The organism is Salinibacter sp. (assembly GCF_042218895.1).
Classification (GTDB): domain Bacteria; phylum Bacteroidota; class Rhodothermia; order Rhodothermales; family Salinibacteraceae; genus Salinibacter.
The window spans coordinates 1-24,391 of the sequence record NZ_JBDGQQ010000090.1 but is presented as its reverse complement, the minus strand read 5'-3'; the positions used below and the strand labels follow the sequence as shown (position 1 = coordinate 24,391).

General features: G+C 65.0%; 15 protein-coding genes and 3 tRNA genes. 12 read left to right on the top strand and 6 right to left on the bottom strand.

All coding sequences use genetic code 11. The features are described from left to right. The first annotated feature begins 148 nt into the window (after positions 1–148). A complete protein-coding gene (locus ABEL04_RS08325) occupies positions 149–2,134 on the top strand; it encodes an ATP-binding protein (protein ID WP_375801925.1) in 1,986 nt (661 codons plus the stop codon). Between the two features lie 26 nt (positions 2,135–2,160). Here the strand turns inward: ABEL04_RS08325 and ABEL04_RS08320 are convergent, their stop codons facing one another. Both ABEL04_RS08320 and ABEL04_RS08315 read right to left on the bottom strand, forming a co-directional pair. Then, positions 2,161–3,024 (bottom strand): alpha/beta fold hydrolase, encoded by an 864-nt coding sequence (locus tag ABEL04_RS08320; RefSeq protein WP_375801924.1) that lies wholly within the window; start codon positions 3,022–3,024, stop codon positions 2,161–2,163. A 46-nt stretch (positions 3,025–3,070) separates the two neighbouring features. Further along, positions 3,071–4,024 (bottom strand): helix-turn-helix transcriptional regulator, encoded by a 954-nt coding sequence (locus ABEL04_RS08315; protein WP_375801923.1) that lies wholly within the window; start codon positions 4,022–4,024, stop codon positions 3,071–3,073. Between the two features lie 623 nt (positions 4,025–4,647). Here ABEL04_RS08315 and ABEL04_RS08310 point away from each other — a divergent pair. From ABEL04_RS08310 to ABEL04_RS08295, 4 genes are all read left to right on the top strand, one after another. Next, positions 4,648–6,390 carry an L-aspartate oxidase gene (locus ABEL04_RS08310; protein ID WP_375801922.1) on the top strand — a complete coding sequence of 581 codons (1,743 nt, stop codon included), beginning with the start codon at positions 4,648–4,650 and terminating at the stop codon, positions 6,388–6,390. 11 nt (positions 6,391–6,401) lie between these two features. After that, the gene (locus ABEL04_RS08305) at positions 6,402–7,016 is read left to right on the top strand and encodes a hypothetical protein (RefSeq protein WP_375801921.1); all 615 of its coding nucleotides are present in this window, start codon (positions 6,402–6,404) and stop codon (positions 7,014–7,016) included. A gap of 87 nt (positions 7,017–7,103) precedes the next feature. Continuing rightward, complete coding sequence (locus ABEL04_RS08300) at positions 7,104–7,928, top strand: slipin family protein (protein WP_375801920.1); 825 nt, start codon at positions 7,104–7,106, stop codon at positions 7,926–7,928. Between the two features lie 154 nt (positions 7,929–8,082). Next, positions 8,083–8,508: a DUF4864 domain-containing protein gene (locus ABEL04_RS08295; RefSeq protein WP_375801919.1), complete on the top strand. Its 426-nt coding sequence runs from the start codon at positions 8,083–8,085 to the stop codon at positions 8,506–8,508. Positions 8,509–8,633: 125 nt separating this feature from the next. Here the strand turns inward: ABEL04_RS08295 and ABEL04_RS08290 are convergent, their stop codons facing one another. From ABEL04_RS08290 to ABEL04_RS08280, 3 genes are all read right to left on the bottom strand, one after another. After that, positions 8,634–8,909, bottom strand: coding sequence for a hypothetical protein (locus ABEL04_RS08290; protein WP_375801918.1), 276 nt, complete (start codon positions 8,907–8,909; stop codon positions 8,634–8,636). A 167-nt stretch (positions 8,910–9,076) separates the two neighbouring features. Then, positions 9,077–10,129: a sodium:calcium antiporter gene (locus ABEL04_RS08285; RefSeq protein WP_375801917.1), complete on the bottom strand. Its 1,053-nt coding sequence runs from the start codon at positions 10,127–10,129 to the stop codon at positions 9,077–9,079. Positions 10,130–10,299: 170 nt separating this feature from the next. Beyond that, on the bottom strand, positions 10,300–11,442 hold the full coding sequence (locus ABEL04_RS08280; protein ID WP_375801916.1) for an AI-2E family transporter: 1,143 nt from the start codon (positions 11,440–11,442) through the stop codon (positions 10,300–10,302). 221 nt (positions 11,443–11,663) lie between these two features. On the opposite strand from ABEL04_RS08280, the gene ABEL04_RS08275 reads away from it, so the two are divergent. The 6 genes from ABEL04_RS08275 to ABEL04_RS08250 all read left to right on the top strand — a co-directional run bounded on the left by ABEL04_RS08275 (position 11,664) and on the right by ABEL04_RS08250 (position 21,316). Then, on the top strand, positions 11,664–14,780 hold the full coding sequence (locus ABEL04_RS08275; protein ID WP_375801915.1) for a PD-(D/E)XK nuclease family protein: 3,117 nt from the start codon (positions 11,664–11,666) through the stop codon (positions 14,778–14,780). 30 nt (positions 14,781–14,810) lie between these two features. Continuing rightward, complete coding sequence (locus ABEL04_RS08270) at positions 14,811–18,221, top strand: UvrD-helicase domain-containing protein (protein WP_375801914.1); 3,411 nt, start codon at positions 14,811–14,813, stop codon at positions 18,219–18,221. Between the two features lie 189 nt (positions 18,222–18,410). Next, a tRNA-Tyr gene (locus ABEL04_RS08265) sits at positions 18,411–18,493 on the top strand. Positions 18,494–18,581: 88 nt separating this feature from the next. Then, positions 18,582–18,653: transfer RNA gene (locus ABEL04_RS08260), tRNA-Gly, on the top strand. A gap of 67 nt (positions 18,654–18,720) precedes the next feature. Continuing rightward, positions 18,721–18,792: transfer RNA gene (locus ABEL04_RS08255), tRNA-Thr, on the top strand. 661 nt (positions 18,793–19,453) lie between these two features. Then, on the top strand, positions 19,454–21,316 hold the full coding sequence (locus ABEL04_RS08250) for a CocE/NonD family hydrolase (protein ID WP_375801913.1): 1,863 nt from the start codon (positions 19,454–19,456) through the stop codon (positions 21,314–21,316). A 301-nt stretch (positions 21,317–21,617) separates the two neighbouring features. Here ABEL04_RS08250 and ABEL04_RS08245 read toward each other — a convergent pair whose 3' ends face one another. Continuing rightward, positions 21,618–21,887 (bottom strand): hypothetical protein, encoded by a 270-nt coding sequence (locus ABEL04_RS08245; RefSeq protein ID WP_375801912.1) that lies wholly within the window; start codon positions 21,885–21,887, stop codon positions 21,618–21,620. Between the two features lie 1,123 nt (positions 21,888–23,010). Here ABEL04_RS08245 and ABEL04_RS08240 point away from each other — a divergent pair. After that, positions 23,011–24,391: carboxypeptidase-like regulatory domain-containing protein (locus ABEL04_RS08240; protein ID WP_375801911.1), on the top strand; the 1,381-nt coding region annotated here is incomplete at its 3' end.

The window sequence follows — 24,391 nt, the reverse complement described above, 5'->3', positions numbered from 1 at the left end:
GCTGCCGGGCCTCGACTCGGAATTGGAGCTAAGATTCTGCCACCGGGGAACGATTTTTGCTCCACAGGACACCTGAGAACCATCGTTAGCAAATCTGGGTCGCGGATGCTACCTTTCGAACTCGACCCCACGTAACTTCATCCGGCACGTGCCAGGACTCTTCGCAATGGCCCGGGACCAGACCAAAAGATACATTGCCTGCTGGATCAGAGCCGGGCTCGTTCTCCTGGGGGCCTTGCTCTTCGGAGCGGGGGCGGTGAGTGACACAACCCCGGCGCCCACCGTTCCGTCCCTGTCCCCGGATTCTATCGCCCCGATCTCCGAGGTTCGCGTCGACGCGGACGGCGACCATGTGCCGGATCGACTCGGCGACACCGTGTACGTGGCTGGACGCGCCATTGCGCAGCAGGACGTGTTTTTCCAGTCGGAGTTCATCGCCCTTCAAGGGCCGAGCGGTGGCATTCACGTCTCCGTGCCGGAAGACGTAGCCGTGAACCGAGGGGATAGTGTGCAGGTCCGCGGAGTCGTTAAGCACGAGTACGGACTTACCCAGCTGCAGAGTCTTAACTACGACGTTGTTGACGCCAAGCCCAGGGGGCTAGCGCCTGTCCCCCTTACCGTTCACACCGCGGCAGGGGAGCGCTACGAGGGAAGGCTCGTGCGCGTTCGAGGCCGTGTCGTCCGGGTCGGGTCGAATGATGGGGGCAAATACCTGATTATAAATGATCGGGGGAAAGAAAAGACCGCCCAGATCTCGGTTTTCGTCCCCAATCGTAGACTCGGGCAGGTGAAACTCGGTCGGTTCCAGGCGGGAGACGAGGTGGAGGTCACGGGCGTACTGGGGCAGTATGATTATGAGAAACCGTACACAGAGTACTATCAGGTTTTGCCCCGTGAGGCCGCAGACCTCGCCCATATTGGGTGGGCGTCGACCTACCTCTGGATTGCCCTCTATGTGCTTCTCGGCGGCGGACTCCTTGCCGTGGTGGCTGTGGTCATGCTTCGGACTGCCGTGAAGCGTCGTACCCGAGAGTTAGCGGAGAGCCGCGCCCGGGCCGAACGCTTGGCGGAAGCGACCTCCGAGGGCATTGCCATTCACGAGGATGGCCGCATCGTCAGTGTGAACGAGGCCCTGGTCGAAATGACTAGGCGCGACCGAGAGGACCTCATTGGTCAGAAAATAGACGTCGCCTTCGCGGACATGACTCGGGGGCTCGACGACAAGTCGTTCGACGAAACAATGAACGAACTCATCGAGGCCGAGGTTGTGCGGGAAGAGGGAACCGCAATTCCGGTAGAACTGGAAGCGAGGGAGATAACAGCTGGCGACCATCCCGCTCACGTGCTGGCGGTGCGGGACATTTCCAAGCGCAAAGAATGGGAGGAAGGCATCCTACAGGCCAAGCAGGAAGCGGAGGAAGCGGCACGCCTCAAGTCGGCCATGCTGGCAAACATGAGCCACGAAATTCGAACGCCTCTGACCTCAATCATCGGCTTTTCGGAGATGCTCCGGGACAATTTGGACGGAGAAATGGAAAAGTTTGCCGAAAAAGCCCACCACAGCAGCCAGCGCCTCATGAACACCCTCGATTCGGTCCTTCATCTCTCGAAGCTGGAGGCCGGAACGCACGACCTGGAGCGCGAGCCGGTTCGGCTCGACCGGGTCGTCCAGGAAACCATCAATTTGCTCCGGCCGGGGGCAGAGGAGAAGTCCATCTCGTTGGAAATAGAGAGGCCCGGCGGACCCGTGACGGGGTTCGCGAATGAGAATGCGCTGGACCGGATCTCGGAGAACCTGATCGGGAACGCGATCAAATTCACACCCGAGGAGGGAAGCGTCGAGGTTCGTGTGTGGGAGGAAGAGAATGAGGCCCTCCTGGAGGTCGAGGACAGTGGGGTGGGGATTGGCGAGGAGGCCAAAGCCCGGATCTTCGAGGCCTTCGAGCAGGAGTCGGGGGGACTAGATCGGGACTACGAGGGAAGTGGGCTGGGCCTGTCGATTGTACAGCGCCTGGTGGAGCTCCATGGGGGGACGGTCGACGTTGAAAGCTCGAAGGGGGAGGGAAGCACGTTTACCGTAAGGCTCCCCCTTCCGTCCAGCAATGGAGAGGTGGGCGGGGAGCTTTCGGGCTGACAGGCAGCCGGCGGGCTTGAATTTCTTCAGGCCGTAGACTGCAAGAAGGAGCGTACGAGTGGCCCTAGCGCGGCCCCCATCTCCTCGGGCACGTAGTGACCGACGTCCGGGAAACGGTGCTCCTCAGACACGTGGAAGACGTGTTGCCAGCGCCGAAGGCACGACTCTCGGCCGAATGCAGGATCGGCCATGCCCCAGCACAGAAGCGCCCGGCACTCCCGAAGCCGATCCCGGCGCGTCCACAGTGTCCGGAGCCACCGGGCCTCCGTACGGAGAGCCCGGGCGAAGGCCCAGCAGGCATGGCGCCGCATTCGCGTGTCGAGGGCCGCCGCGTAAGCCTGGATCCAGCCCGGGCAGCGGAGCAGCCCCGGGCCGGTTGTGGCGGGCATGACGAAGTGGGCGAACGCGTTGAAGCGTTCAACGGCCACACGTCCCGGTGGGGTTGCGAGGAGGCGGCTCGCGGCCTGGACGAGGGGACGGTGAGTGAGGGGCCAGGCCCAGGTGTTCAGCAAGACGAGGCGCCGGATGGTGGCGGGGTGGCGGAGGGCGTACGCAAGGCCGATCGGTCCGCCCCAGTCGTGCAGCACGAGGGTCACGTCTGTGAGGCTGAGGGAGCGGAGGAGCGACTCGACCAGGGTGGCGTGGGCAGGGGGGCGGTAGGAGAACCCCGGAGGCGCCGCCGAGCGGCCAAAGCCAAGATAGTCGGGCGCGATGCACCGGTAGTGCGGCGACAGCGCGCGGATGGGGTGACGAAAGAGCCGGGCACTCGTGGGGTTGCCGTGGAGAAAAACGATGGGGGGGCCATCGCCCACGTCGGTGTACGCCAGGGCACCGGCCGACGTGTGGAAGGTCTTCGTCGTGGACGAAGAAACCGGGAGGGAAGGTGTCACGAGACGAGCGCAGCGGTGTCAGGCCGCAGGACGCAGGGAAGAGGCCTCAATCGAGGAGGGTGGGCACCGATTCGTACTGGTCGGCCATGGCACGGGCCTCGGTGGCCACTCGCTCGCGGAGCGCCCGGGGCTCCAGCACCTGCGCGTGCGTTCCCCAGCCAAGGAGCCACGGCATCACGTCGAGCGCATCGTTCACCATCAGTGTGAGAAGAAGGCGCCCGTCGGCCAGGTACTCCCGATCGGCAACGTCCAGGGAGGGGGCGACCTGCACGGAGGAGGCCACCGCCGCCTCGAACACCACGCGGACGCGCCGCCGGGGCTCGGCTGCGGGGCCTCCCGGAGAGGTCCCGTAGCTGGCCGGTCGCTCGAAGGTAGCGTTCGTCAGCTCAATCTCGTCGATGTCCTGCAGGCGCAGGTGAACGACGCGGTCGCGGTCGTGCCCGTACCCGACGATGTGCCACCGGCCGCCTTGTTGCACGAGGCCGTACGGGTTGATCGTTCGAGTGGTTGAGGGGCCGGGGGCGTCCCTCACCGTCGCTACTAGGGTCTGCTCCTCCACAAGGGCGTGCCGCACCTGTCGCAGAAGGCCCTCTTCGGCGTCGCCGAAGACGCCGGGCGGTACCAGTTGCACGCTTCCCTGAAGGGAAAGAACCTGCTCGCGGTCGTCCGGAGGAAGAATCTGTTCGAGCTTGTGCCGGGCCGCCTGGGCCGCGGCCCGGTAGCGTCCGCTAAAGTTCTGGCCTGCGTAGGCAGTCCCCAGAACGAGCATAACGGCTTCGTCGGTTGTGAGCTGCACGGGAGCGAGCAGGTAGTCCTCCGGCAACCGGTAGCCCTTCCCCGGCACGCCCTGCAGGGGCACCCCAGCCTCCACCATCGCCTGCACGTCGCGGTACACCGTCCGTTCGCTCACGCCCAGGGCGCGGGCCAAATCTACGGCACGGGTCCAGGTGTCTGACTCCAGCTGCAGCAAAATGGCGGGCCAGCGCTCTGCGGGGGTCATGAGGAGAGAGTGCAGGCAACGAAGCGAGTGCGGACTCGCCAAGATAAGAGAGGCGAGCGTGGATTTTCATCCGCTCCCTGCAGGCCGGAAAAACGGGCGAGACGGACGCGTGGAGCGAGACTCGAAAGGGCGGGTCCGAAAGGCTTCCGCCCGTCCGGGCACGTGTCCCCGTTCATGCGCTTGGTCCAGATCCCAGGTGCAGTTCCGATCGGACTACCTTGGGTCGAGGGCAATGAAGCAGTTCCCTTTCGATCGACAGAGTGAAGCTAATCTCTTCGACGTATCGGGCCCGCCGAGCAGACCCTACGTCCTGCGGCTGACGTCCGGGCGGCAGGTCGCAGGCCCACCGGCTGATAACGGTGCAGTGACGAGACGCCTGTCCGACACCGCCGGGAACAAGGCCGATACCCCAACTCTGGGCGTGGACGAGGCCGGAGGTCGGCCCCGCAAACAGGACCGATACACGTGTTACGTTCCTCGTATTCCTCCCGAGCGCCGCGGAGACGCGAAAACCCCACTCTTCGTGTGCGTTGTACTCGACCCGTCGACGAGAATGCTCTCTTCCCCGAAGAGACGGGTGGTCGGCGACCCTGTCTGATGCACTGCACACAATCCTGCGCTTCATGACCACTTCGACGACCGAAACTGTTTCCACGGACGTTCTGGTGATCGGCGCCGGGGGCGCGGGCCTCCGCACCAGCATCGAGCTGGCAAAGCACGACATTGATTGTCTTGTGCTCGGCAAGCGGGCCCACGGGGACGCCCACACGATCTGGGCCGCGGGAGGCATCAACGCCTCCCTCAGCAGTCTCGACCCGGAGGACCAGTGGGAAATCCACGCCGCCGATACTCTCGACGAGGGCCACTTCGTGAACGACCCCACGGCCGTGGAGATGCTCTGCCGCCGGGCTCCGGATCGCATCCGCGAGCTCGACGAGTGGGGCATGGACTTCGACCGAACCGACGACGGAAAAATTAACCAGCGCTACTTCGGCGCTCAGTCGTTCCGCCGCACCTGTTTTGTGGGCGACAAGACCGGGCAGGCCCTCATGGACACGCTCGTCCGGAAGGCGAAAGCGCTCGGCGTCCCGTACCGCGAGAACCTCTACATTACCGATCTCGTCGAGGAAGGGGGTCGCATCGTGGGGGCCGTAGGCTTCGACATGGACGGCGGCCAGCCCGTCGCGTTCGACGCAAGCGCCGTCGTCATCGCGGCCGGGGGCCACACCTCTCTCTACCGCCGGAGCTCCTCGCGACCCGACGAAAATACGGGCGACGCCCAGGCCCTGGCTTTCAATGCCGGCGTGCCGCTGCGCGACATGGAGTTTGTGCAGTTCCACCCGACCGGCAAGGTCACGCCGGAAGCGGAGGCGGGACACCTCGTCACCGAGGCAGTTCGCGGCGAGGGGGGGCGCCTCTACAACACCGAGGGCGAGCGCTTCATGCGGCGCTACTCGCCGGATCAGATGGAGCTCGACGCCCGCGACGTGGTAGCCCGCGCCAACGAGCAGGAAATCCGAGAGGGCCGCGGCACGGAGAACGACGCCGTGCTGCTCGACATTTCGCACCGCGACGATAGCTACATCCGCGAGCGGCTGCCCCGCATGGTTGAAGAGTTTGCCGAGCACGGGGTCGACATCACCGAGGAGCCGATGGAAGTGGCGCCTACCGCCCACTACGCCATGGGCGGCATCGAGGTAAACTTCGAAACCGGGCAGACGCAGATCGACGGCCTCTACGCCGTCGGCGAGTGCACGGCCGGCGTGCACGGAGCCAACCGCCTCGGGGGCAACTCGCTTATCGAGACGGTCGTCTTCGGCGAGGTGGCCGGCGCGCACATCGCCGAGACGCTGGGCACGCGCCCGGACGCTCCGCTCTCGGAGGCGGTGGTGCAGTCCCACGTGGCCAGTCAGGAGGTCCTCGCTGCGGCCGACGGCCGCCACACACCGGGCGATCTGATGGATCGTCTCCGGCGCCTGATGTGGAACCACGCGGGAATCCTCCGCGACGAGGATGGGCTGATCGACGGCCTGCGCCAACTTCAGCACCTGCAGGCCGGCGCGGAGGATCTGTCCGTGCAGGCCGGCCGCACGAGCCGTCGCTACGAGCGGGCCCAAAACCTGCGCTTCATGCTCACGACGGCGGAAACGATCCTGCGTGGGGCTCTGGAGCGTACCGAGTCGCGTGGCGCCCACGCCCGCACCGACTACGACGCGAAGGATCCCTCGTGGCGGCAGAACATTCGATGTGTACCAGTCGGTGAACGGGATATGAAGATTGACGTGGAGGGTGCTGGCACGCCCTCGCGCCGCGTACAGCGGGCCGTTGATGAAGACCACGAACTCGACTACCATCACTTGGAGTAGCTGTTCGCCCCATGGCCGATCGTTCTAGCGCCGGCCCGAGCACGAGCCTCCTTCTTCTGGTTAGCACGCTGCTCATGGGAGCGGCGATCCTGCCCCCGGGGGCCGCTGCGCAGTCGTCCCCGTCCGCCATCCCAGACGGGGAGGCGCGGCGGGAGGCGCTTCGGAGCGATGTGTCGAGCCCAGGCCTGCTCTTCCAAAGCATCGGGGTTGGCACCGGGGCTCGCCTCGACGACGAGCCCGCAGCCTGGCACGAGACAACGGAGGGATACGCAGCGCGCGTGGGGTCGAGCGCCGGGGCGGCCTCACTGCAAATTGGCACCACACACGCCCTGGCCGCAGCCCTCCGCCTTAGCACTCATCCTCACCCGTCCCGACACGAGAGTGCAGGTGCTCGCCTGTGGCACACGGCGCTCTCCCCCGTCCACGTCCGGACCCCCACCGGCGCTCACGCGCCGAATCTGCCGAACATCGCCGGGACCTACGCCAGCACCCTCGCCCAGACGCGCGGGGAACGGGGGCGGTGGGCCCCTGGCCGCGCCCTCCGGAGCACCGCTGTGTCGCTCGGCTCTGACATGGGCGCACGCGCCGCACAGGAGCTTATCGAGATCATCTCGCAGGGCGGCTGATCCGCCGCGCGCAACCTTGGGCCAATACTCGCGAAGGACTCGGGCGATACGCATAGAAATCCTCCACAAACCCAGCGTGCCCACGCCATGATTACGTACACAGTACTCGGTGCCCTTGCCTTCGTCGCGGCACTGCTCGTTCTCCGCACCTTCAAGGTCGTGAAGGAATACGAGCGCGGCGTCAAGTTTACCCTCGGCCAGTTCGAGGTAGTCATGCAGCCAGGGCTGCGGACCGTGATCCCCTTCATCCAGTCCTGGGAGCGGGTCGACATGCGCGTGAAGGCGGTGGACCTCCCGCGCCAGGAGAGCATCACCCGCGACAATGTGACCGTTGAGGTCGACGCAGTCATCTACTACCAGGTCCGCGACGCCAAGAAGGCCATCCTCGAGGTCGAAGAGTACTCGTACGCAGTGGAGCAGCTGGCCCAGACGACCATGCGCAACATCGTGGGAGAGGTGGACCTTGACGCCCTCCTGGCCGAGCGGGAACGCATCTCCCAGCAGATCCGCGAGATCATTGACGAGGCCACCGATCCGTGGGGCATCGAGGTGCAATCGGTGGAGCTGAAGGACATCATCCTGGCGGAGAACATGAAACGGGTCATCGCGCGGCAGGCGGAGGCAGAGCGGGAACGTCGAGCCGTCACGATCCAGGCGGAGGGGGAGTTGGAGGCAGCCCAGAACATGGCCGACGCGGCCAGCACGCTCAACGACGAAGAGGGCGCCTTGCACCTGCGCACCCTGCAGACGCTCAACAGCCTCAGCAGTGACGATTCCAACACCGTCATCTTTGCCGTTCCGGCCGAGGCGTTGCGGGCGCTGGAGCGAATCGGTGCGCCCCAGGAGCAGTCGCCAACGGAGTCCTCGCCCGACACTCCAACCCCGTCGTCCCCCAACGCCACGTCCGGATAACGCTGTCTTTCGTCCTCTCAGGTTCCAGGTCATGCTCGTGTCCGCCCTTCTTCCGGTTCTGCTCGCCACACTTCCGCTCTCGGAGGCCGCGCCAGAGAAGCAGGTGTCCCACGAGGCAAATAGATTACTGCACGTCACATCCGCAACTCCTGCCATGTTGTCCACCACCGACACCCTCCCCGAGCCCTCCCCGGACCTGTCGCCGAAAGAGGTGGTACGTCTCCAGGTCGAGGCCTTGAAAAATAACGACACCCCGTACGACGACGCAGGCATCGAGGCGGCGTTCAACTTCGCTTCGCCGGACAACAAGCGCGCGACCGGCCCCCTCCGGCGGTTCCAGACGCTATTCGAGACCCCCGCCTACGGCCCGATGATCAACCACAGCGGGGCCACCTACAGCCAGGTTCAGAGGGACGACTCCGTAGCCCGCATGGGCGTGATCCTGAAAACCGACCAGGGGACCCGAATTGGTTACCTGTTCCGCCTGTCGAAGCAGTCCAGTCCGCCCCATCAGGGCTGCTGGATGACCGACGCTGTCCAGCGCGTTCCCGTCGAGCAGGCCCGCGGAAGGAAGATCTAGTAGGAGAGCCTGTGCTCGGCCCCATCACAAACTCGAGCACGGCGGCTGGACTAACGAACGGAGGGGGAGGGCAGAGCCTCGCAAGGAGCCGCCCGCGATCCCGGGCGGACGGCCGTCGTCGCGGCCTATTCGTTCTTCTCCACGCCGAGGGTGAATTCCTCCCCGCAGAAGTCGCAGCGCAACTCAATGGCCTTCTGGGGCCCGTCTTCAAGACCGGTGTCCCGGAACTGGGGCGATCCGTCCGGGCCAGGCTCCGTTGGCGTCACGCCCTCGAACGAGAAGTTTGCGGTAAGAAGATTCGCGTGCCCGACGGTACGGTCGCATGCTGGACAGGAGAACGGCTGCTTGGGAGAGCCGTCGCCGGCGGAAGGTTGGCTTCGGTCGCCTAGGGAGTCGGACATGTGGTTGGAGAAACTGTCTGGCGAAAAACGTCGAGGGCAAACCGCAATTTATGTCCGATGGAAGAGCGCACGCCCGGTTCCGAAAAACGCACGTGCCCGGTCTCTGCATCCGGTCCCCCACGGATTGTGCAGGGCGGTCCCAGGGCTCGTGATCGGGGGGCTTGCGATCAGGGGGCTCCTGGAGGGGGAGGAAGACTCGGAACGAGGTTCACCATTCCAAAGGTCTCGACCGTGATCCAGGCCACGAACGCCAGGTAGAGCCCGATGAGCGCCCAGGACTCAGCACGGGAGAGCACCATCTGGGTCCGCATCATCAAGAACACCGCGAGCGTAGCCAGGGTGAGGACGGCCATCATGGGGGCGCCCACCGAGTAGTTGATGGGCACGGCCCCTGCGACGAGAACCCCGGCGGGAATGCAGACCAGAAGGTCGAAGACATTGCTCCCCAGCACGTTGGCGATGCTGGTGATGGGATTGCCTGCCCGTGCCTCCCGGATGCTCACGAAGGCATCCGGCACGGAGGTTCCGGCGGCCACCACGGTGATGCCCCACAGAAAACTGGGGGTCCCGAAAACGTTCCCGAACTGAACGGCTGCCCGAACCAGTCCTTCAACGCCTATGAGGACGGCAAGAAGCGCCCCAGCCAGCCGGCCCCATTCCCTCAAGAGATTGATATGCTCGGTGGCGGCGTCGGCTTCGTAGTCCATCGTATCCTGGTACTGGACGAACACGTACAGCCCGTACGCCGCCAGGAGAACGCCCGCCAGTGGACGGGTAAACAGTCCCGCGATGGCTTGAGTCGAGGTTTCGACGGGGAAGTAAATGGCGGCGAAAGAGAACACAATCAACAGCTCCGCGATCGCGAGGAGGTAGAACAGCGCTTCCTTGTACACGAGATCGCGGTTGGAGGCCATGGACCCGTCAGTGGAGAGGCCAGAAAGTGCCGGGATCATTAGAACGTTGAACAGGGCCGACCCGACGATGGCAGCAACCCCCAGTTCAAACTCGCCGTGGAGTACGGTGGAGAGCACCGCCGTCGAGAGCTCCGGAAAGCTGGATCCCACCGCCACCACCACGGCCCCCTGGACGATGGGAGGCAGCTCGTAGTAGACCGACAGCCGCTCGCTCGACGTTTCGATCCAGCCGCTTCCCTTCCAAACAATGACGGTCCCTACGGCCGCGACAACAAGATAGACGAGAACAGTCTGTACAGGGCTCATTCTACCAAGTGGATCACCGAACGGAGAGCGTCGACGGGGGGCGGTGTAGGGGGGTGAAGAAGCGAAAGAAGGTCCTCATCAGAGCAGGGGGCGCGGAAGGACAGGGCAACCAGCCCCCCTGTCTCGCCTCGGCGGCTCCGGATGCCGGGAGTGGCGTGCACAGTGGGAACTCAGGAGGCCTTTTCCGGGGCTGGCTGGTCGGCGTGCTCGGAGCCGGGCTCGGCAGAAGGGGCAGGGGCGGTGCTGGGGGGGGTGGTCGGCTCCTCGGGGTCCGGAGCATAGTCGTGGCCGAACATGTCCCAGACCGTCAGGAACAAGGCCCCGATAATCGGCCCGATCACCACGCCCGAGAGCCCGAAGAGAGTGATCCCGCCGAGGGTAGTCAATAGCACGAGGTAGTCGGGCATCTTCGTGTCGCGACCCACCAGCAGAGGACGCAGAACGTTGTCCGCGAGGCTGATGATGACGGCCCCGAAGACCAGCAGCAGCAGGCCCTCGAAGGCCCGACCGGTGGCGAAGAGGAGAGCGGCCGCCGGAACCCATACGACCGCCGCGCCTACAGCGGGCAGGAGCGCGAGGACGGACATGACCACGCCCCAGAGGACCGCACCCTCAATGCCGAGGACCCAGAAAATGAAGCCCCCGAGGATTCCCTGGACGAGGCCGATGACGATCGTTCCCTTGATGGTGGCTCGGGACACCTCGGCGAACTTCCAGAACAGCCGTCGCTCGCGGACATCGCTGAGCGGAAGAGCCCAGGCGATCCGATTGAGGAGCTGAGCTCCGTCCCGGAAGAAGAAAAAGAGAAGGTACAGTGAGAGGAAGAAGAGTGCTCCGCCGCGAAGGGCATTTTGCCCAAACGCGACCACGCCCGAAGCGAGAAACTGGCTCGCGTTCAGGGCGGCGTCCGAAACCTGCTTCTGGAGGTCCTCCAGGCTTACCCCAAACCGTTCGAGTAGGTCGGCCGCCGCCGGGACCAACTGCCGAAGCTCGCGGGCAGTGACCGGAAGGCCCATCTGCCCGCTTGCCAGGCGCTGGTACACCGTCGATGCTTCGGAGGCGACCAGCAGGCCGACGAGCAAGAGCGGGACGACGACGATGACCACAATCGTCAGGATGGTCGTCACCGACGCCAAGGCCGAGCGGCCGTTCCACTGCTGATCCCACCACTGGAACGTCGGGTAAAAGAGGGTCGCCAGCACAACTGACCAGAAGATGGGCTTCAGGAAATCCTGGATCAGGCCCAGGAACGTGAGGGTTACGAGGAGCAGAAGTCCCAGGAAGAAGCCGTGCTGTAGGCTCTCGTTGCGCATTTGGGCACCAAGTTGGGCCGTCGAGGTGGACGCGGTGAAATAGTAAGGGGGAGGTCCGGAAATTGCTAAACGCGATCCTGCGGGCGCAGCCTCATGACGGCACGCCGGACCGAGGAGGCCTGCCAGCAGTACACCTTCGGCTAACCCTACGAACATCAGGCGCGCTCGGCCGCTCGTCGGGCCGCCTGGTTCGGCGACTTCCTCGCATCGCACCGCACCGCATGATTGCGCCCAGCCGGTCCCATTCCGTCCTCGCGCAGCTGAAGGCGCTGTGCCAACAGTACCCCCAAGCGCCCAAACAGGTCCTCGTTCCTCGCAGCCAGATCGGACGTGCGATCGAGGACATGCTCGCCCGGGAACAGGGAGCGTGGGCGGGGGTGACGGGACAAATCGTTCGCCACTTTGCCGAGCAGGGGGCTCGGCCCCGGCAGGGTGCGTCTCAGCGAACGGAGCTTCCGGTCGGCGGACGGTCCGTGCTGGTGGCCCGCCTCCTGGAAGAGATCGAGCCCGGCGGGGACGCACAGGCGCTGCCCGATCACCAGCAGGTTGCCGAGACGGTCGCCGAGGCCCTCGAGACGCTTCGGCGAGCCGGCGCCCCCCTGGACGACGTTCGGGAGCGGGCGCAGTCCCCCGGGGCGTCGGCGACGTTTCGGGTCGTGGCTGCCTGCTACGAAGAGTACCTCGAGACGCTGCGCGAGGAGGCGCTCTACGACGACGCGCAGGTGTTTGCGTGGGCCGCCCAGCGGGTGCGAAAGGGAAGCGTCCCGGCCATTTCCCAGTCGGTCGTGGCCGTGTGCGACGCGGTCGACCTGCCCCCGCGGGCCGGCCAGTTCATGCGTGCGGTCCGCTCAGAATGCCTCGCATTCTCCCGCATCGGACGCTCGCACCCACAGGACGCTCCCCGCCAGACCGCCGCGGCCCTGTTTCCGGAGGTGTCGCCGCCCGGGGCGGAGCATTCCCCATCCGTGACGGTCCGCACGCGCCGGGCAGTGGGCGCCGTCAACGAAGTGAAGGCCGTGTTTAGGGACGTGCTCGACGACGGCGTGCCGCTCGACGAAGTCGAGATCGCTTTCGCGGGGGAGCAGCCCTACGTCTCCTTGATTGCCGACCAGGCCAACCGGAGCGGGGTTCCGGTGTCCATTGGAACGGGCGTTCCCGTCTCGAGAACCCGGACGGGGAACGCCCTCCTGTCCTTTTTCGAGTGGATCACCGATGAGTTCGCGGCCGAAACCCTCATCCGCATGCTGCGGAGCGGCCACCTTCGACTCGACCGAATCCGCCCGGAGATCGAGGACGACATCGGGACGGTGGACCTGCACGCCCACGAGGTGGCGACCCGTCTCGCCGAGCGGCGCTACGAGCCGGGCCGCGACGGATACGCGCAGGCCCTCGGCGCCGCCCTCCACCGCCGGACGGAACGGATCGAGGAGCTGGAAGATCGGGGGCTCGATCCACAGCGGGATCGGGATCATCGGAGGCAGCTCCTGTTCACGCGTCGGGTCGTGGACAAACTGCTGGACCTGGTCCCCCGAAAGGCCTCCATCCAAGAGATGGCCGCAAACGCCCGACAATTCATCGAACGGCTCGGGCCGGTGGACGCGCCGCCCGAGGACAAGCCAGAAGATGAACGGACGCTGGAGGAGGCCGCCCGGAGCGTCCTTTGGCAACGCGTCGACGGGCTCACAGATCTCCCGGTCGACTATGAGGCGTCCGGCGCCCGGTTGGCAACGCTTCTCCGACGGTGGCTCGAGGGGCAGTACGTACGGGCCGAGCATCCCCGACCGGGCACGGCCCACGTCGTGCCCCTCGAAAGCGCAGGCTATGGGGGGCGCTCGCACCTGTACGTCGTGGGCCTGGACGGCGACACCCTCTCGACGGCCGCCGTCGAGGACGCCCTGCTCCGCGACTCCGACCGCCGCGCCCTGAGCGAATCCCTCGAGGGCACTCTTCCCGACAGCAGGGAGGCCCCCGACGACGCCCTCTGGCGCGCCCAGGAGGCCCTGGCCCGGCATTCCGGGACGCTCTCCCTCTACACGCGGGTCTTTGACATCGAACGGGGAGAGGAGCGGTACCCGTCTCCGCTCTTTTTGCGCCTAGAAAGGGCCGCCGACCAGAAGGGGGGGGCCTCCGCCGAGCCTGTCGGCGACCCCCAGCCCCGCGTGGAGGGGTTTCTTCCCGATCCCGACCGGCCCCTCCTCAGCGACGCTGACGGCTGGCTGGCGGCGTACCGGGCGCGTGGAGCCGCGGAAGCCGGGGCGGATACGGCCCGCGACGAGCTGAAAGACCGACACCCGTGGATCCTTGACGGGGAAGCCGCACGCCAGGCCCGACAAGCCAACGAATACACCGTCCACGACGGCCTCCTGGAAGCAGGCGACCACCCGGAGCTAGACTTCCTACATCCCAACCATGAAGGGGGCCCAATGTCGGCCGGCCGCCTGGAGACCTTCGCCGAAACGCCCTATCTCTACTTCCTGCAGTACGTCCTCGGCGTGAAGCCCCTCGACGAGCCGGCCCTGGACGACGAGCCCTGGCTCAACGGCCTCCGGCGGGGAAGCATCCTCCACGAGACCTTCGAGACGTTCATGGAGACCCTGACCGCCCGGGGCGAACGGCCTCGGCCGGAGCACGAGTCCCTGCTCCGAGACATCCTCCAAGACGCGGTGAACGCGGAAGCCGAGACGGTAGCCCCGCCCAACGAGGTCGTCAAGGAGGCGGCGCACCGCCAGCTCCTCGACGACGCGCGCCTCTTCCTCCGGGCCGAAGTGGAGCGCTGTCAGGATCACAGTCCACTTCACTTCGAGGTCGGGTTTGGGTACGGGCCGTACCGCCGAAGGGAAAAAGACCTCGGGGCTGTCTCTCTCGACGTTGGGGGTCGAGAAATGCCCCTGCGCGGTCGAATCGACCGAGTGGACCGGCAGGAGGGAGGCTCCTTGGTCGTCTGGGACTACAAAACCGGCAGCGCCTCCGCGTTCGACGAGGATGAGCCGTTGGACGACGGGGCCCGGCTCCAGTGGGCGCTGTACGCGTACGCCCTGGAGCAGCTAAAGGAAGAACCGGTCGCGACGTCGGGGTACTACTTCACGAGTGCCGATGAGATGGGGACGCGGCGGGCCTTCGACCCCTCCCGGCATCGGGACGACGTGGAGCGGCACCTCGAGACGCTCAGTCGCCTCGCCCGGACGGGAAGCTTCCCGATGAACCCGCGGGCCCGGTACCTCAGCGGGTGGCGCTACCGCGGGTACGAGCGGATCGTCCGGGACCTCGCAGACCGGAGCAGACAGCTCCGCAGGAAAGAGTATCCGGAGGATCGGCCCGTCCCGCCCTCGTTCGATTAGGTTCTGCTTACTCCCTGACTGCCCTCCTGCATGACGCACCCATCCCCCTCCGATCGCACAACGACCGACGACACCCACGCCCGGCGGCGCATCGGCCCCTGGTCGGACGAAGGTGTCCCCGATCTGTCGGACTTCGAGCCGGACACGAACTTCTTCGTCCGGGCGGCCGCCGGCTCCGGCAAGACCACGGCACTGGTCGCCCGTATGGTCGGGCTCGTTCGGACCGGCGTCCCGGCCGATGCGATCACGGCCATCACCTTCACGCGGAAGGCGGCCGGAGAAATGAGCAAGCGGTTCTTCGAGGAGCTTCGCCGGGCCCGGAGCGCGCTCCCGGACGGCACCGAGCAGCACCTCCGGGTCACCGAAGCCCTCCAGAATGCGCAGCGCACCTTCATCGGCACCGTGCATGCCTTCTGTGCACGGCTGCTCCGCGAACGGCCCATCGCCGCGAACCTGCCGCCAAACTTTACCGCCGGGCTCGACGACCGGGACGAACGGCAACTCCGTGAACGAGCCTGGCAGCGTCACCTTCAGCGGGTGCGGGACACGCATCCCGACCAGATTCAGGCCCTCACCGAACTCGGGATGGAGCCCGGGGACCTGGAACCCTTCTTCGAGCGACTCTGCAGGCACCCGGAGTTGGAGCCCTACGTGAACGCTCCAGACCAGGTGCCGGACATGGACGAGGCCGTGGCCGAGGCGAAGCGCCGGCTGGCACAATGGCAGGCGCGGCGTCCCGATGAGCTTCCGAACGGGCGCGACGCAGCCATGAGGGCGTTCGACACGGCGGAGAAGCGGCTCGCGTACCAGGACTTGGAGACGCCGCAGCAGAAGGCTGCCTTCCTGGAAACGTTCACGGCGGTCTCGGACGAAGAGTCGGCGGACGTGACCCTGAAGTGCTGGCGGGGCGAACGCACCGACGCCTATGACTGGGCCCGCACGCTCCGGGACGAGCGTCTTCCCGCGCTGGTACAGAATGTCGTGCGTCCCGTCCTGCGCCGGTGGAGAGCCTACGTCCACCGGGCGGCCGTCGAGTTTGTCCGTCCGGCCGTTCATACCTTCGCGACACTCCGGGAAGAGGAAGGACTGCTCACCTTCCACGACCTGCTCCTTCGCACACGCGACCTGCTTCGGGACCACCCGCGCATCCGAGAAGCTATTCAAGACCGCCATCCGCGGCTACTGGTCGATGAGTTTCAGGACACCGATCCCCTGCAGGCAGAGATCCTCTTCTACCTCACCAGCCGCACCCCCACCGAGACCCGCTGGACCGAGTGCCAACCCCAACCGGGAAGCCTCTTCATTGTCGGCGACGGCAAGCAATCGATCTATCGGTTCCGGCGGGCGGACCTGGACGTGTTTGAGTCGGTGGGGGATCTGATCGAACGCTCGGGGGGCGAGACGGTCACGCTCACAAAAAACTTCCGGTCGCTGGCTCCCCTCTGCGACTGGTGCGACGAGGCGTTCGGGGCCATCTTCGACGAGCCGGCGCTGGCCGACGTCCAGGCCCCCTACACGCCGTTCGATCCTCAGCGGCCGGAGGGCCGCGGCGACTCTCCCCTGCGCCGGATCACCATCGACAAGGTGTACCGGAATCGGGGCGAGGACATTGCTCGCCAGGACGCCCAGCGAATCGTCCGATTCATCCGCGCGGCCCGGGCCGAGAGCCTAGAGGAGACGTTCTACGGGGAGGCGGGCGACGAGACCGCGGTCTTTGCGGGTGGGGCCGACTACGCAGACTTTCTCCTCCTTACCCGCACCAAGTCGCGCCTTTCGGTGTACACCGAAGCCCTCGCCGAGCATGGCATCCCCTACACCGTTACTGGGAGCGAGGATCTTGGGGACTCGGCCGAACTGAAGGCGATCGTGGACCTCATGACGTGCGCCCTGCGCCCGGACGACGAGGTCGCCTGCGTGGCCTACCTCAAGGGGCCGCTGGTGGGGGCAAGCGACGAAGATTTGTACCGGTATGCCCAGGCTGGAGGGACGTTTGGCCAGATGCACGAGCCGGTTCCGGAGCCTGTCCGCCAGCGTCTGGACGCCCCCCGGGACGCCCTGTTCGCCGGCGCGTTCGAACGGCTCCGCCGGGCCCGCGTGCTCCTTCAAGACCGGGCCCCGAGCGTAGCGCTTCGGCAAATCGTCGACGAGTCGGGTCTTCTGGCCGGCGCCGCCCACCCGGCCACGCCCTCGGAAGGGTCCCTGCGGGCGGGGCACGTCCTCCGGGCCCTCACGTCCGTCCAGGACCTGACGGCTCGGGGACTCAGCTGGGCCGAGGTGCTGGAGGAGCTCCAGCGCATCGTCGATGGGGAGGAGGACGTGGACGGGATGACGTTGGAGACGGGCAGCGAGGACGCCGTCCGGGTCATGAACGTGCACCAGGCCAAGGGGCTGGAGGCCCCCGTTGTGTTTCTGGCAGATCCGTATAGCTCGGGGGGCGGACAGACGACCACCCGCCACCTCCGCCGTGACACCGGAGAGCTGGTGGCCCCGATCGTGCAGGGCCAGGGACACCGCCGGAGGGTGACGCACCCCCCGCTCGGGTGGGAGGGCGAGGACGGATTTCGGGCGCTCGAGGAGCGCCACGAAGCGGCTGAGGAGCGCCGACTCCTCTACGTGGCGGCCACCCGAGCCCAGAAGCTCCTGGTCGTGTCCACCTATCCGGAGAAGCCCGAGGCCGGATGCTGGGCCCCCCTCTACCCGCACCTGGAGGCGGCCGACGTTCCCGAGCTAGAGGCCCCCGAGCGGGAGGCCCCGCCGGGTCGGGCGGCCGCCCCTGCCCCTCGTCTTCAGGCGCGAACGGCCGAGCGGCGGCGTCGCCTCCAGTCACTCACCGACCCGTCGTACCGGACGGAAACCGTAACCGGTGCGGCCCCGAGCCGGGCCGCGGATGCGCTCCATCCGGAAACCGATGGCTACGGCGATGCCTTCGGGGCAGCCCTTCACGCGCTGCTCGAACAGTGCGTCCAGACGCGGATGGAGGATGCTCCCGTCACGGAGGCTGCGGTGCGGGCAGCTCTGGCGCAGGAAGGGGCCGAGACACGACCCGAGCAGGTCGACCGCGTCCGGGCAATGATCCGACGGTTCCTCGACAGTCGAATATGGAAGGAGCTCCAGGACGCAGCCCCGGTGTACACCGAATATCCGCTTGCGCGACAGACCCATTCCGGCGACTCGACGCCGGTCGTCCAGCGTGGAGTAGTCGACCTCGCGTATCACCGGGACGACGAGTGGGTCCTCGTCGACTACAAGAGCGACCGTGTCGAGGGCCGCGCCTCGGACGGCCTGTCTGCCCATCATCCCTACATGCGGCAGGCCCGCGCCTACGCGGAAAGTTGGGCAGAGACGCTGGGGGAACCGGTTGGTCGGGCTGTGCTCTGGTTCGCCGATTCTGGAGAGCCCGTCGTCGTGGCGCCAGCGTCGTCGGCCTCCCCCCCGCCGTAGAGCCCGAACGGAACTGACTACCCTCTGGGGGGCGCCGGGCCTTCGGCGGAGACCGATTGCGTCCTCTTCATTTGAAATTCGACCCCGGTCCAGGCAACTTTTCCGTGCCAGAAACCTTGAACGAGACCTAGAAGATAAAATATTCAGACCGATGAGAAGGGATGGCGCATCTCCTCGCACGGATCGCCCGGGTCGGTAGCGAAGTGGACAAACGCAGCAGACTGTAAATCTGCCGGCTTATGCCTTCGGAGGTTCGAATCCTCCCCGGCCCACTGGTTCGAGTTTGGATTGGGGAGTTTGGAATTGGGAATTGAAGGCTCAGAACTCCACATTCCTCACTCCAAAATCCGCGCTCTATTTGCGGGAGTAGCTCAGGGGTAGAGCATCACCCTTCCAAGGTGAAAGTCGCGGGTTCGAATCCCGTCTCCCGCTCCGTTTTTCGGGCCGTCGGGCCCCCTGTCGGGGCCTCCGGTCCATGCCGAACTGCAGTGCTTCACCGGCCGCCTTAGCTCAGCGGTAGAGCACATCCATGGTAAGGATGAAGTCCCCGGTTCGAATCCGGGAGGCGGCTCTCATTTCTGACTGGTCGTCCCGAGCCCCGATTCTCGGCTTGAATCGGGGCCTGTTCTGTGTCTGTTCTGTGTCCGATCGTACGTGCTCATCGCCCCCCGTGAGCGCGACCCGGAGAAACTGACTCCGATCCCGTCCCTCCACAGGTTCAGATTCTGGGTGTGGCCTGACGGGGGGGCGTTAGTCCTCTCCTCAATCAACGAAGCCTCGGCCGTCCATCCCGGGCGGAGCATTCGTTCTCTAATTGGAGGACGCCCGCCCGGCCTGAGCGGCCCAAAGTGCTCGGGTCAGCGCCAATTCTCGACGGGGGGCTCCGGCGCAGGCAGCCCCAGTGACGGGACTCGTAGAACCGGACCGTTGGAATTTGTCCCTGGGCAGGCTGAGTTTACGCGTCGCGTTTCGTAGATTTTCTTCTACTCATCCATGCGGCAATCTTGAAGGCCTGCTCGTCACCATTCCAGCGGTTCCAGACCGGGTGTGCCGCATCGAGTAGTGCCCGGCTCCGAGGACGGCTCTGCCCCCGGATCTTTTCCACGAAGATCGATACGGGGATTCCTTAGCTGCCGTGCCTCCCCTCGGATCGTGCTCGCGGAGATTTCCTGTGAAAGGAGTGCTACGAGCATGTAAGTGTCGACAATTGGTACAACGTTGAGTGTCCTGTCATGCGGTGTGCTGCCCACGTCCCCCCCTCGTCCACCCGCGTTCTCCGGACGGCACTCCTGATGGTGCTGATCGGCCTGCTGGCAGAGACTTTGATGCCTGTCGTGGCCTCTGCTCAGGCACCGGTGAGGCATCAGGCGTCCGGTCGGGCCGCCCCGTCGGACACGGTCTCGTTCACCATTACGGACGTGATGATTCCGGGGGCCGGAGGCACCATGCTCCACGGCCGCCTCTACCGGCCTACGCCGGTTGAGAAAGCCCGTCCGACCATTTTCTCGATGACCCCCTACACGGCCGACGACGCCCACGAATACGGGACCTATTTTGCCAGGCGCGGCTACAGCTACCTCAACGTGGATGTCCGGGGTCGGGGTGCGTCGGAGGGCACGTTCCGGCCGATGGTTCAGGACGGCGCCGACGGCGCTGCGGTCGTCAACTGGATTGCCCGTCAGCCCTGGAGTGACGGGCGCGTGGCCATGCGGGGAGGGTCCTACCGCGGCATGGTCCAGTGGCAGACTTTGGCGGAGAATCCGGGCCCGCTCCGCACCGTCGTGCCCACTGCCTCGGCGTATCCGGGATGGGACTTCCCGAACCCGAATGGGATCTTCCTTAGCTACGCGACGCGCTGGCTCGCTTTCGTGCAGGGACAGGCCTCACAGGGATCGCTGTTCGGCGACACCGAATACTGGAACCGCAAGTACAGAGAGATGCACCGAGAGGGAACGCCCTTCGCTACGCTCGATGAGATCACGGGTCTTTCCCTGCGCTCGGCTCAGATCTTCGAGCGCTGGGTCGACCATCCCCATCTCGACGACTACTGGCAGGCCCCGAGTCCGGATTCGGCCGACTACCACCGGCTCGACCAGCCAATCCTGACCATCACCGGCCATTTCGACGGCGATCAGCCCGGGGCGCTCCGCTACTACCGGAAGCACATGAAGCACGGATCCGGGCCGGGAACGAGGCAGCACTATTTGCTGATTGGGCCGTGGAGCCACGGGGGCACCCGTCATCCGGCCCGGGAGCTGAAGGGCCTCACCTTCGCCGACACCGCGGCGATCGATGTGAATCGCCTCCATCGGCGTTGGTTTGACTGGGTGCTCCGGGACGGAGCGAAGCCTACAATTCTGAAGGATCGGGTGGTGTACTACGTGATGGGGACGGGTCAATGGCGAACGGCGCCCTCACTGGCGGCGGTGGCCGACACTACGCGGAAGCTATACCTGCGCTCGCCCGGCAAGAATCCGGAGGAGCCCTTCGATGCCGGGCAGCTCGCCCCCTCCCGTCCGGAGGCCCAAGACGTCGATCAGTACGTCTACGATCCCCGCGACACCGCGGACGTGGCCACCTTGGAGTCGATGGAGGACGACTACACGGCGCCCGGGGCGGCATTCCTCGACGGGCCCAAACTCATCTACCACAGTTCTCCGGTGAAGGAGAGTTTCGAGATGTCCGGCCAAATGCATCTGGACGCCTGGATTGAGCTGGACGTGCCGGATACCGACCTCGCCGCATGGGTCTACGAGATTCGACCGACCGGACGGACGATCTACCTGGGCCAGACGGCACTCCGGGCCCGGCATCGGAACGGAGTGACTACCTCCTCGCTCGTCGAACCGGGCACAATCGAACGGTACCGGTTCGACCGGTTCTACTGGACCTCACGCCAGATTAAAGAGGGAAGTCGAATCCGCCTGGTGATTGCCCCCCTGAATGACCCGGAACGGCAGAAAAACTACAACTCCGGTAGGGCCCCCATGCAGGAGACCATCCAAGACGCACGCACTGCGACTGTGAAATTCCACCTGGGGCCCAATCATCCCAGCAAGCTGGTTCTCCCCGTACGGTCCGACCCAAAGCCCTGAGGGGGGCTGCCCCGAGGCTTTTTGGGTGCCGAGGGGTTCCTTCACTCGATTCGAACCGTCACTTCTGGGGGCGACGGTGTTCCGTTGGACGAAGCCATCGGGGTCGACGCTGAGGAAGGAGAAGGAACCTGCTTCCCCATTCGACCGCCTGCGGACGGTGATGGCGAGGGCATCGACGGGTAAAGCTTGACCGAGCGGCTCCGGCGAGCCTCCGCATTCCCGGCGGTAATTCTCGGCCGGTCCTGGCTCCTGTGCACTCGTGCCTTCAGGCAAGGTGCCGTAGAAGCCGGAGCCGCAACGGCTATGCCACAGCGAGCCACACGAAGGCCATCAGAAAGCATCCGATGAGGAAAGCTTGGTTTTCGGGGCGTGACCACTCGCCCCGTCGGTACAACCCGTAAAGGGCCGCGGGCCAGAAGAGAAGCACGAGTAGGAAAAGAGCCCCTGACCGTTCGTACCAGGCCTGGGCGGATGCTTCCGAAAACTGAACTTCGGTGAGGGTTTCCCCACACACCGGACAGTAGTCATCTTCTTCGGCGCGGTGGGCCCCGCACGACGGACATCGTGTCATCGCTCTGCGGTCGGTCTTCGCGACCTCTGTCTTGGGAAAAACGGTCAGTGGAGGCGCCAGGCAGGGACTCAAACTCCACCCGTGACCCCTGCCGGCCCAGGCTCCCCGACATGCGCTACGTACAATCGATCAGCGTCGTTCTCTCCAACCCTCTTCGCTGGCACCGCGTGAGATCTAGGGTTCTGGTTTGCTTCCCATCTGCCCCGCCGAGGTTCACGACAGTGGTCACTCAGGGGTTCATCGCAACTCTGCAGGGAAGCGCTGGGGGGGCGCGGACCACAGACGCCGCCGGGGACTTTCGTCCCAGGTGGGGAAGTAAACCGGGGTTCATGGTCGCCTCCGAGCTCGTCTGTTCCCGGAGCCGCCTCCGCGTACAGTCATTCATCGCTGTACGGAACGACAGCCGGGGACGAAGAGGCTCTCTCTGCCGAAGGCCCTCCACGGGATAGCCTCGCCCAGAAGAAGCCCCGAACCATTGTCCTGGCAGAAATGTAACGCGGACTGAGGCTGCCTAACAGGTTCTTAAGGAATCTCTAAATCCCGCAGAAATCTGCCGGTCACCGTTCCTTACACAGAGCGCTAGAGCGTCCGGACGGGCTACCGTCGAGCCATCACACCTTCCGATCCGCCTTACCCGCCGATGTCCGTTCCCCGAGATCGGGGGGGGCTGGAAGGTGTGCATGTCATCTGCTGCACGACAGACTGTCTACCATCGCTGTATTTAACCACACTATTACCTTCAATGCATCGAAACTTAATTTGAAACGATGGGAACCGTTTGACAGAAGACCCCGAAGTATACTAGGATTAAGTGCCGCGAACGACAGGATCTTCGCGCTACTCCTGCACATTCTCCGCAACGGATGGCCTGACTGGTACACACCTCCTTTTTCCACGGGGTATCCTACCCTTGCCGTGGACCCCATGAGGTCCAGGCGCCGAGAGGTAGAAGGTTCTGATCCCGGTCTCAGTGAGAGGAAGTTCTCGACAACGATTCGGGGGTCGAGCCACAAAGCCTGAACACCCCACCCCTTTCGGCCAAGTCCGTCCGTTCCACGGGGACAATCATCAGGGGCACCTCCCCTGTGCCTCAGTCGTGCCTGACTCAAAACCACTCAGTGCTATGTACAAGAACCTCTTGGCCACAGCGGTCACTGCTGCGCTCCTTTTGATTCCGTTTGGAAACGCGCTTGCTCAACAGGGAACGATCGCCGGAACGGTGGTCGATAGCACCACCTCCAACACAATTCCCGGTGCCAATGTCGTGATTTCCGAAACGGGGGCAGGAACCGCAACCGATGAAAACGGAATGTTTCGCCTCTCTGGGGTTCCAGTCGGCTCGTATACTCTTCAGGTTTCGTTTGTCGGGTACGTGATGAAGGAAGTTCCTGTGGAGGTGCAGGCCAACGAGACGACCAACGTCCGAATTCAACTCAGGCCGTCTGAGGTAGAGTTGGGGAATGTCGTCGTGACGGCCTTCGGAATCCAGCGGGAAGAGCGATCGCTTGGGTACTCCGTCGGCACAGTGGATGGTGCAGAGCTAGAGCAGGCTGGCGAGACGAACTTTATCAGTACACTCGCCGGAAAATCCGCTGGGGTTAGCGTCAATAGTTCGACGCAGATGGGAGGGTCTGCACGCATCACCATTCGCGGGGCGGGCACGATCTCGGGCGACACACAGCCCCTCATTGTGGTTGATGGGGTGCCACTCGACAACTCCACCTTCAACTCAGAAAGACAGCAGCGAGGCCTTGGGGGATACGACTACGGCAATGCCGCCTCCATGATCAACCCCTCGAATATCGAGTCCATCTCTGTTCTGAAGGGGGCCAGTGCGGCGGCTTTGTACGGCTCCCGAGCCGCGAACGGGGTCATTCGAATTACCACCAAGGATGGAACGCGAGACGAGGGCATCGGCGTCACGTTCCAGTCGTCACTCACTGTTGGGGACCTGTACAACCTCCCCGACTACCAGAACAAGTACGGGGGAGGAGCCTCCCCGAACTTTGCCATGAACAATCAGGGCCAGCTCGTGGCGGACTTCGGCACGGACCAGTCCTGGGGACCGCGGCTTGATGGCCGAATGGTGCGAGAATGGTTCAGCTACGACAACGTAAACGGGAAGAAGGGAGAGGTAACACCGTGGGACGCTCATCCGAACAACGTCGAAAATTACTTTCGGCGATCACTCACTTCCAACACCAACGTTGCCTTCTCCCAGGGAGGCGACTCGTACAACTACCGCCTCTCGTTGCAGAATACCCAGCAGCTAGGGAATACGCCTCAGGCCAACATGGCGCAGCGACAGTTCACGTTCAACGGAACGGTTGACCTGACGGACCGCCTCAGCGCGACCGCGAACGCCACGTTCAGCACAACAGACGCCGACCGGCGGCCGGGAAGCGGCTACACCAACAGCGATGGAGCGTGGCTCCAATTTAACCACTTTGGCCAGCGCCAGATTGATCTCTCGGAAGATGCTCCCATGCAGGACATTGTGCGCC

Excerpts from the sequence above, each read along its gene's own strand:
- ABEL04_RS08315 (WP_375801923.1), bottom strand. The coding sequence starts at position 4,024 with ATGACCCCCGCAGAGCGCTGGCCCGCCATTTTGCTGCAGCTGGAGTCA.
- ABEL04_RS08310 (WP_375801922.1), top strand. The coding sequence starts at position 4,648 with ATGACCACTTCGACGACCGAAACTGTTTCCACGGACGTTCTGGTGATC.
- ABEL04_RS08305 (WP_375801921.1), top strand. The coding sequence starts at position 6,402 with ATGGCCGATCGTTCTAGCGCCGGCCCGAGCACGAGCCTCCTTCTTCTG.
- ABEL04_RS08300 (WP_375801920.1), top strand. The coding sequence starts at position 7,104 with ATGATTACGTACACAGTACTCGGTGCCCTTGCCTTCGTCGCGGCACTG.
- ABEL04_RS08295 (WP_375801919.1), top strand. The coding sequence starts at position 8,083 with ATGTTGTCCACCACCGACACCCTCCCCGAGCCCTCCCCGGACCTGTCG.
- ABEL04_RS08290 (WP_375801918.1), bottom strand. The coding sequence starts at position 8,909 with ATGTCCGACTCCCTAGGCGACCGAAGCCAACCTTCCGCCGGCGACGGC.
- ABEL04_RS08285 (WP_375801917.1), bottom strand. The coding sequence starts at position 10,129 with ATGAGCCCTGTACAGACTGTTCTCGTCTATCTTGTTGTCGCGGCCGTA.
- ABEL04_RS08280 (WP_375801916.1), bottom strand. The coding sequence starts at position 11,442 with ATGCGCAACGAGAGCCTACAGCACGGCTTCTTCCTGGGACTTCTGCTC.
- ABEL04_RS08275 (WP_375801915.1), top strand. The coding sequence starts at position 11,664 with ATGATTGCGCCCAGCCGGTCCCATTCCGTCCTCGCGCAGCTGAAGGCG.
- ABEL04_RS08270 (WP_375801914.1), top strand. The coding sequence starts at position 14,811 with ATGACGCACCCATCCCCCTCCGATCGCACAACGACCGACGACACCCAC.
- ABEL04_RS08250 (WP_375801913.1), top strand. The coding sequence starts at position 19,454 with ATGCGGTGTGCTGCCCACGTCCCCCCCTCGTCCACCCGCGTTCTCCGG.
- ABEL04_RS08245 (WP_375801912.1), bottom strand. The coding sequence starts at position 21,887 with ATGACACGATGTCCGTCGTGCGGGGCCCACCGCGCCGAAGAAGATGAC.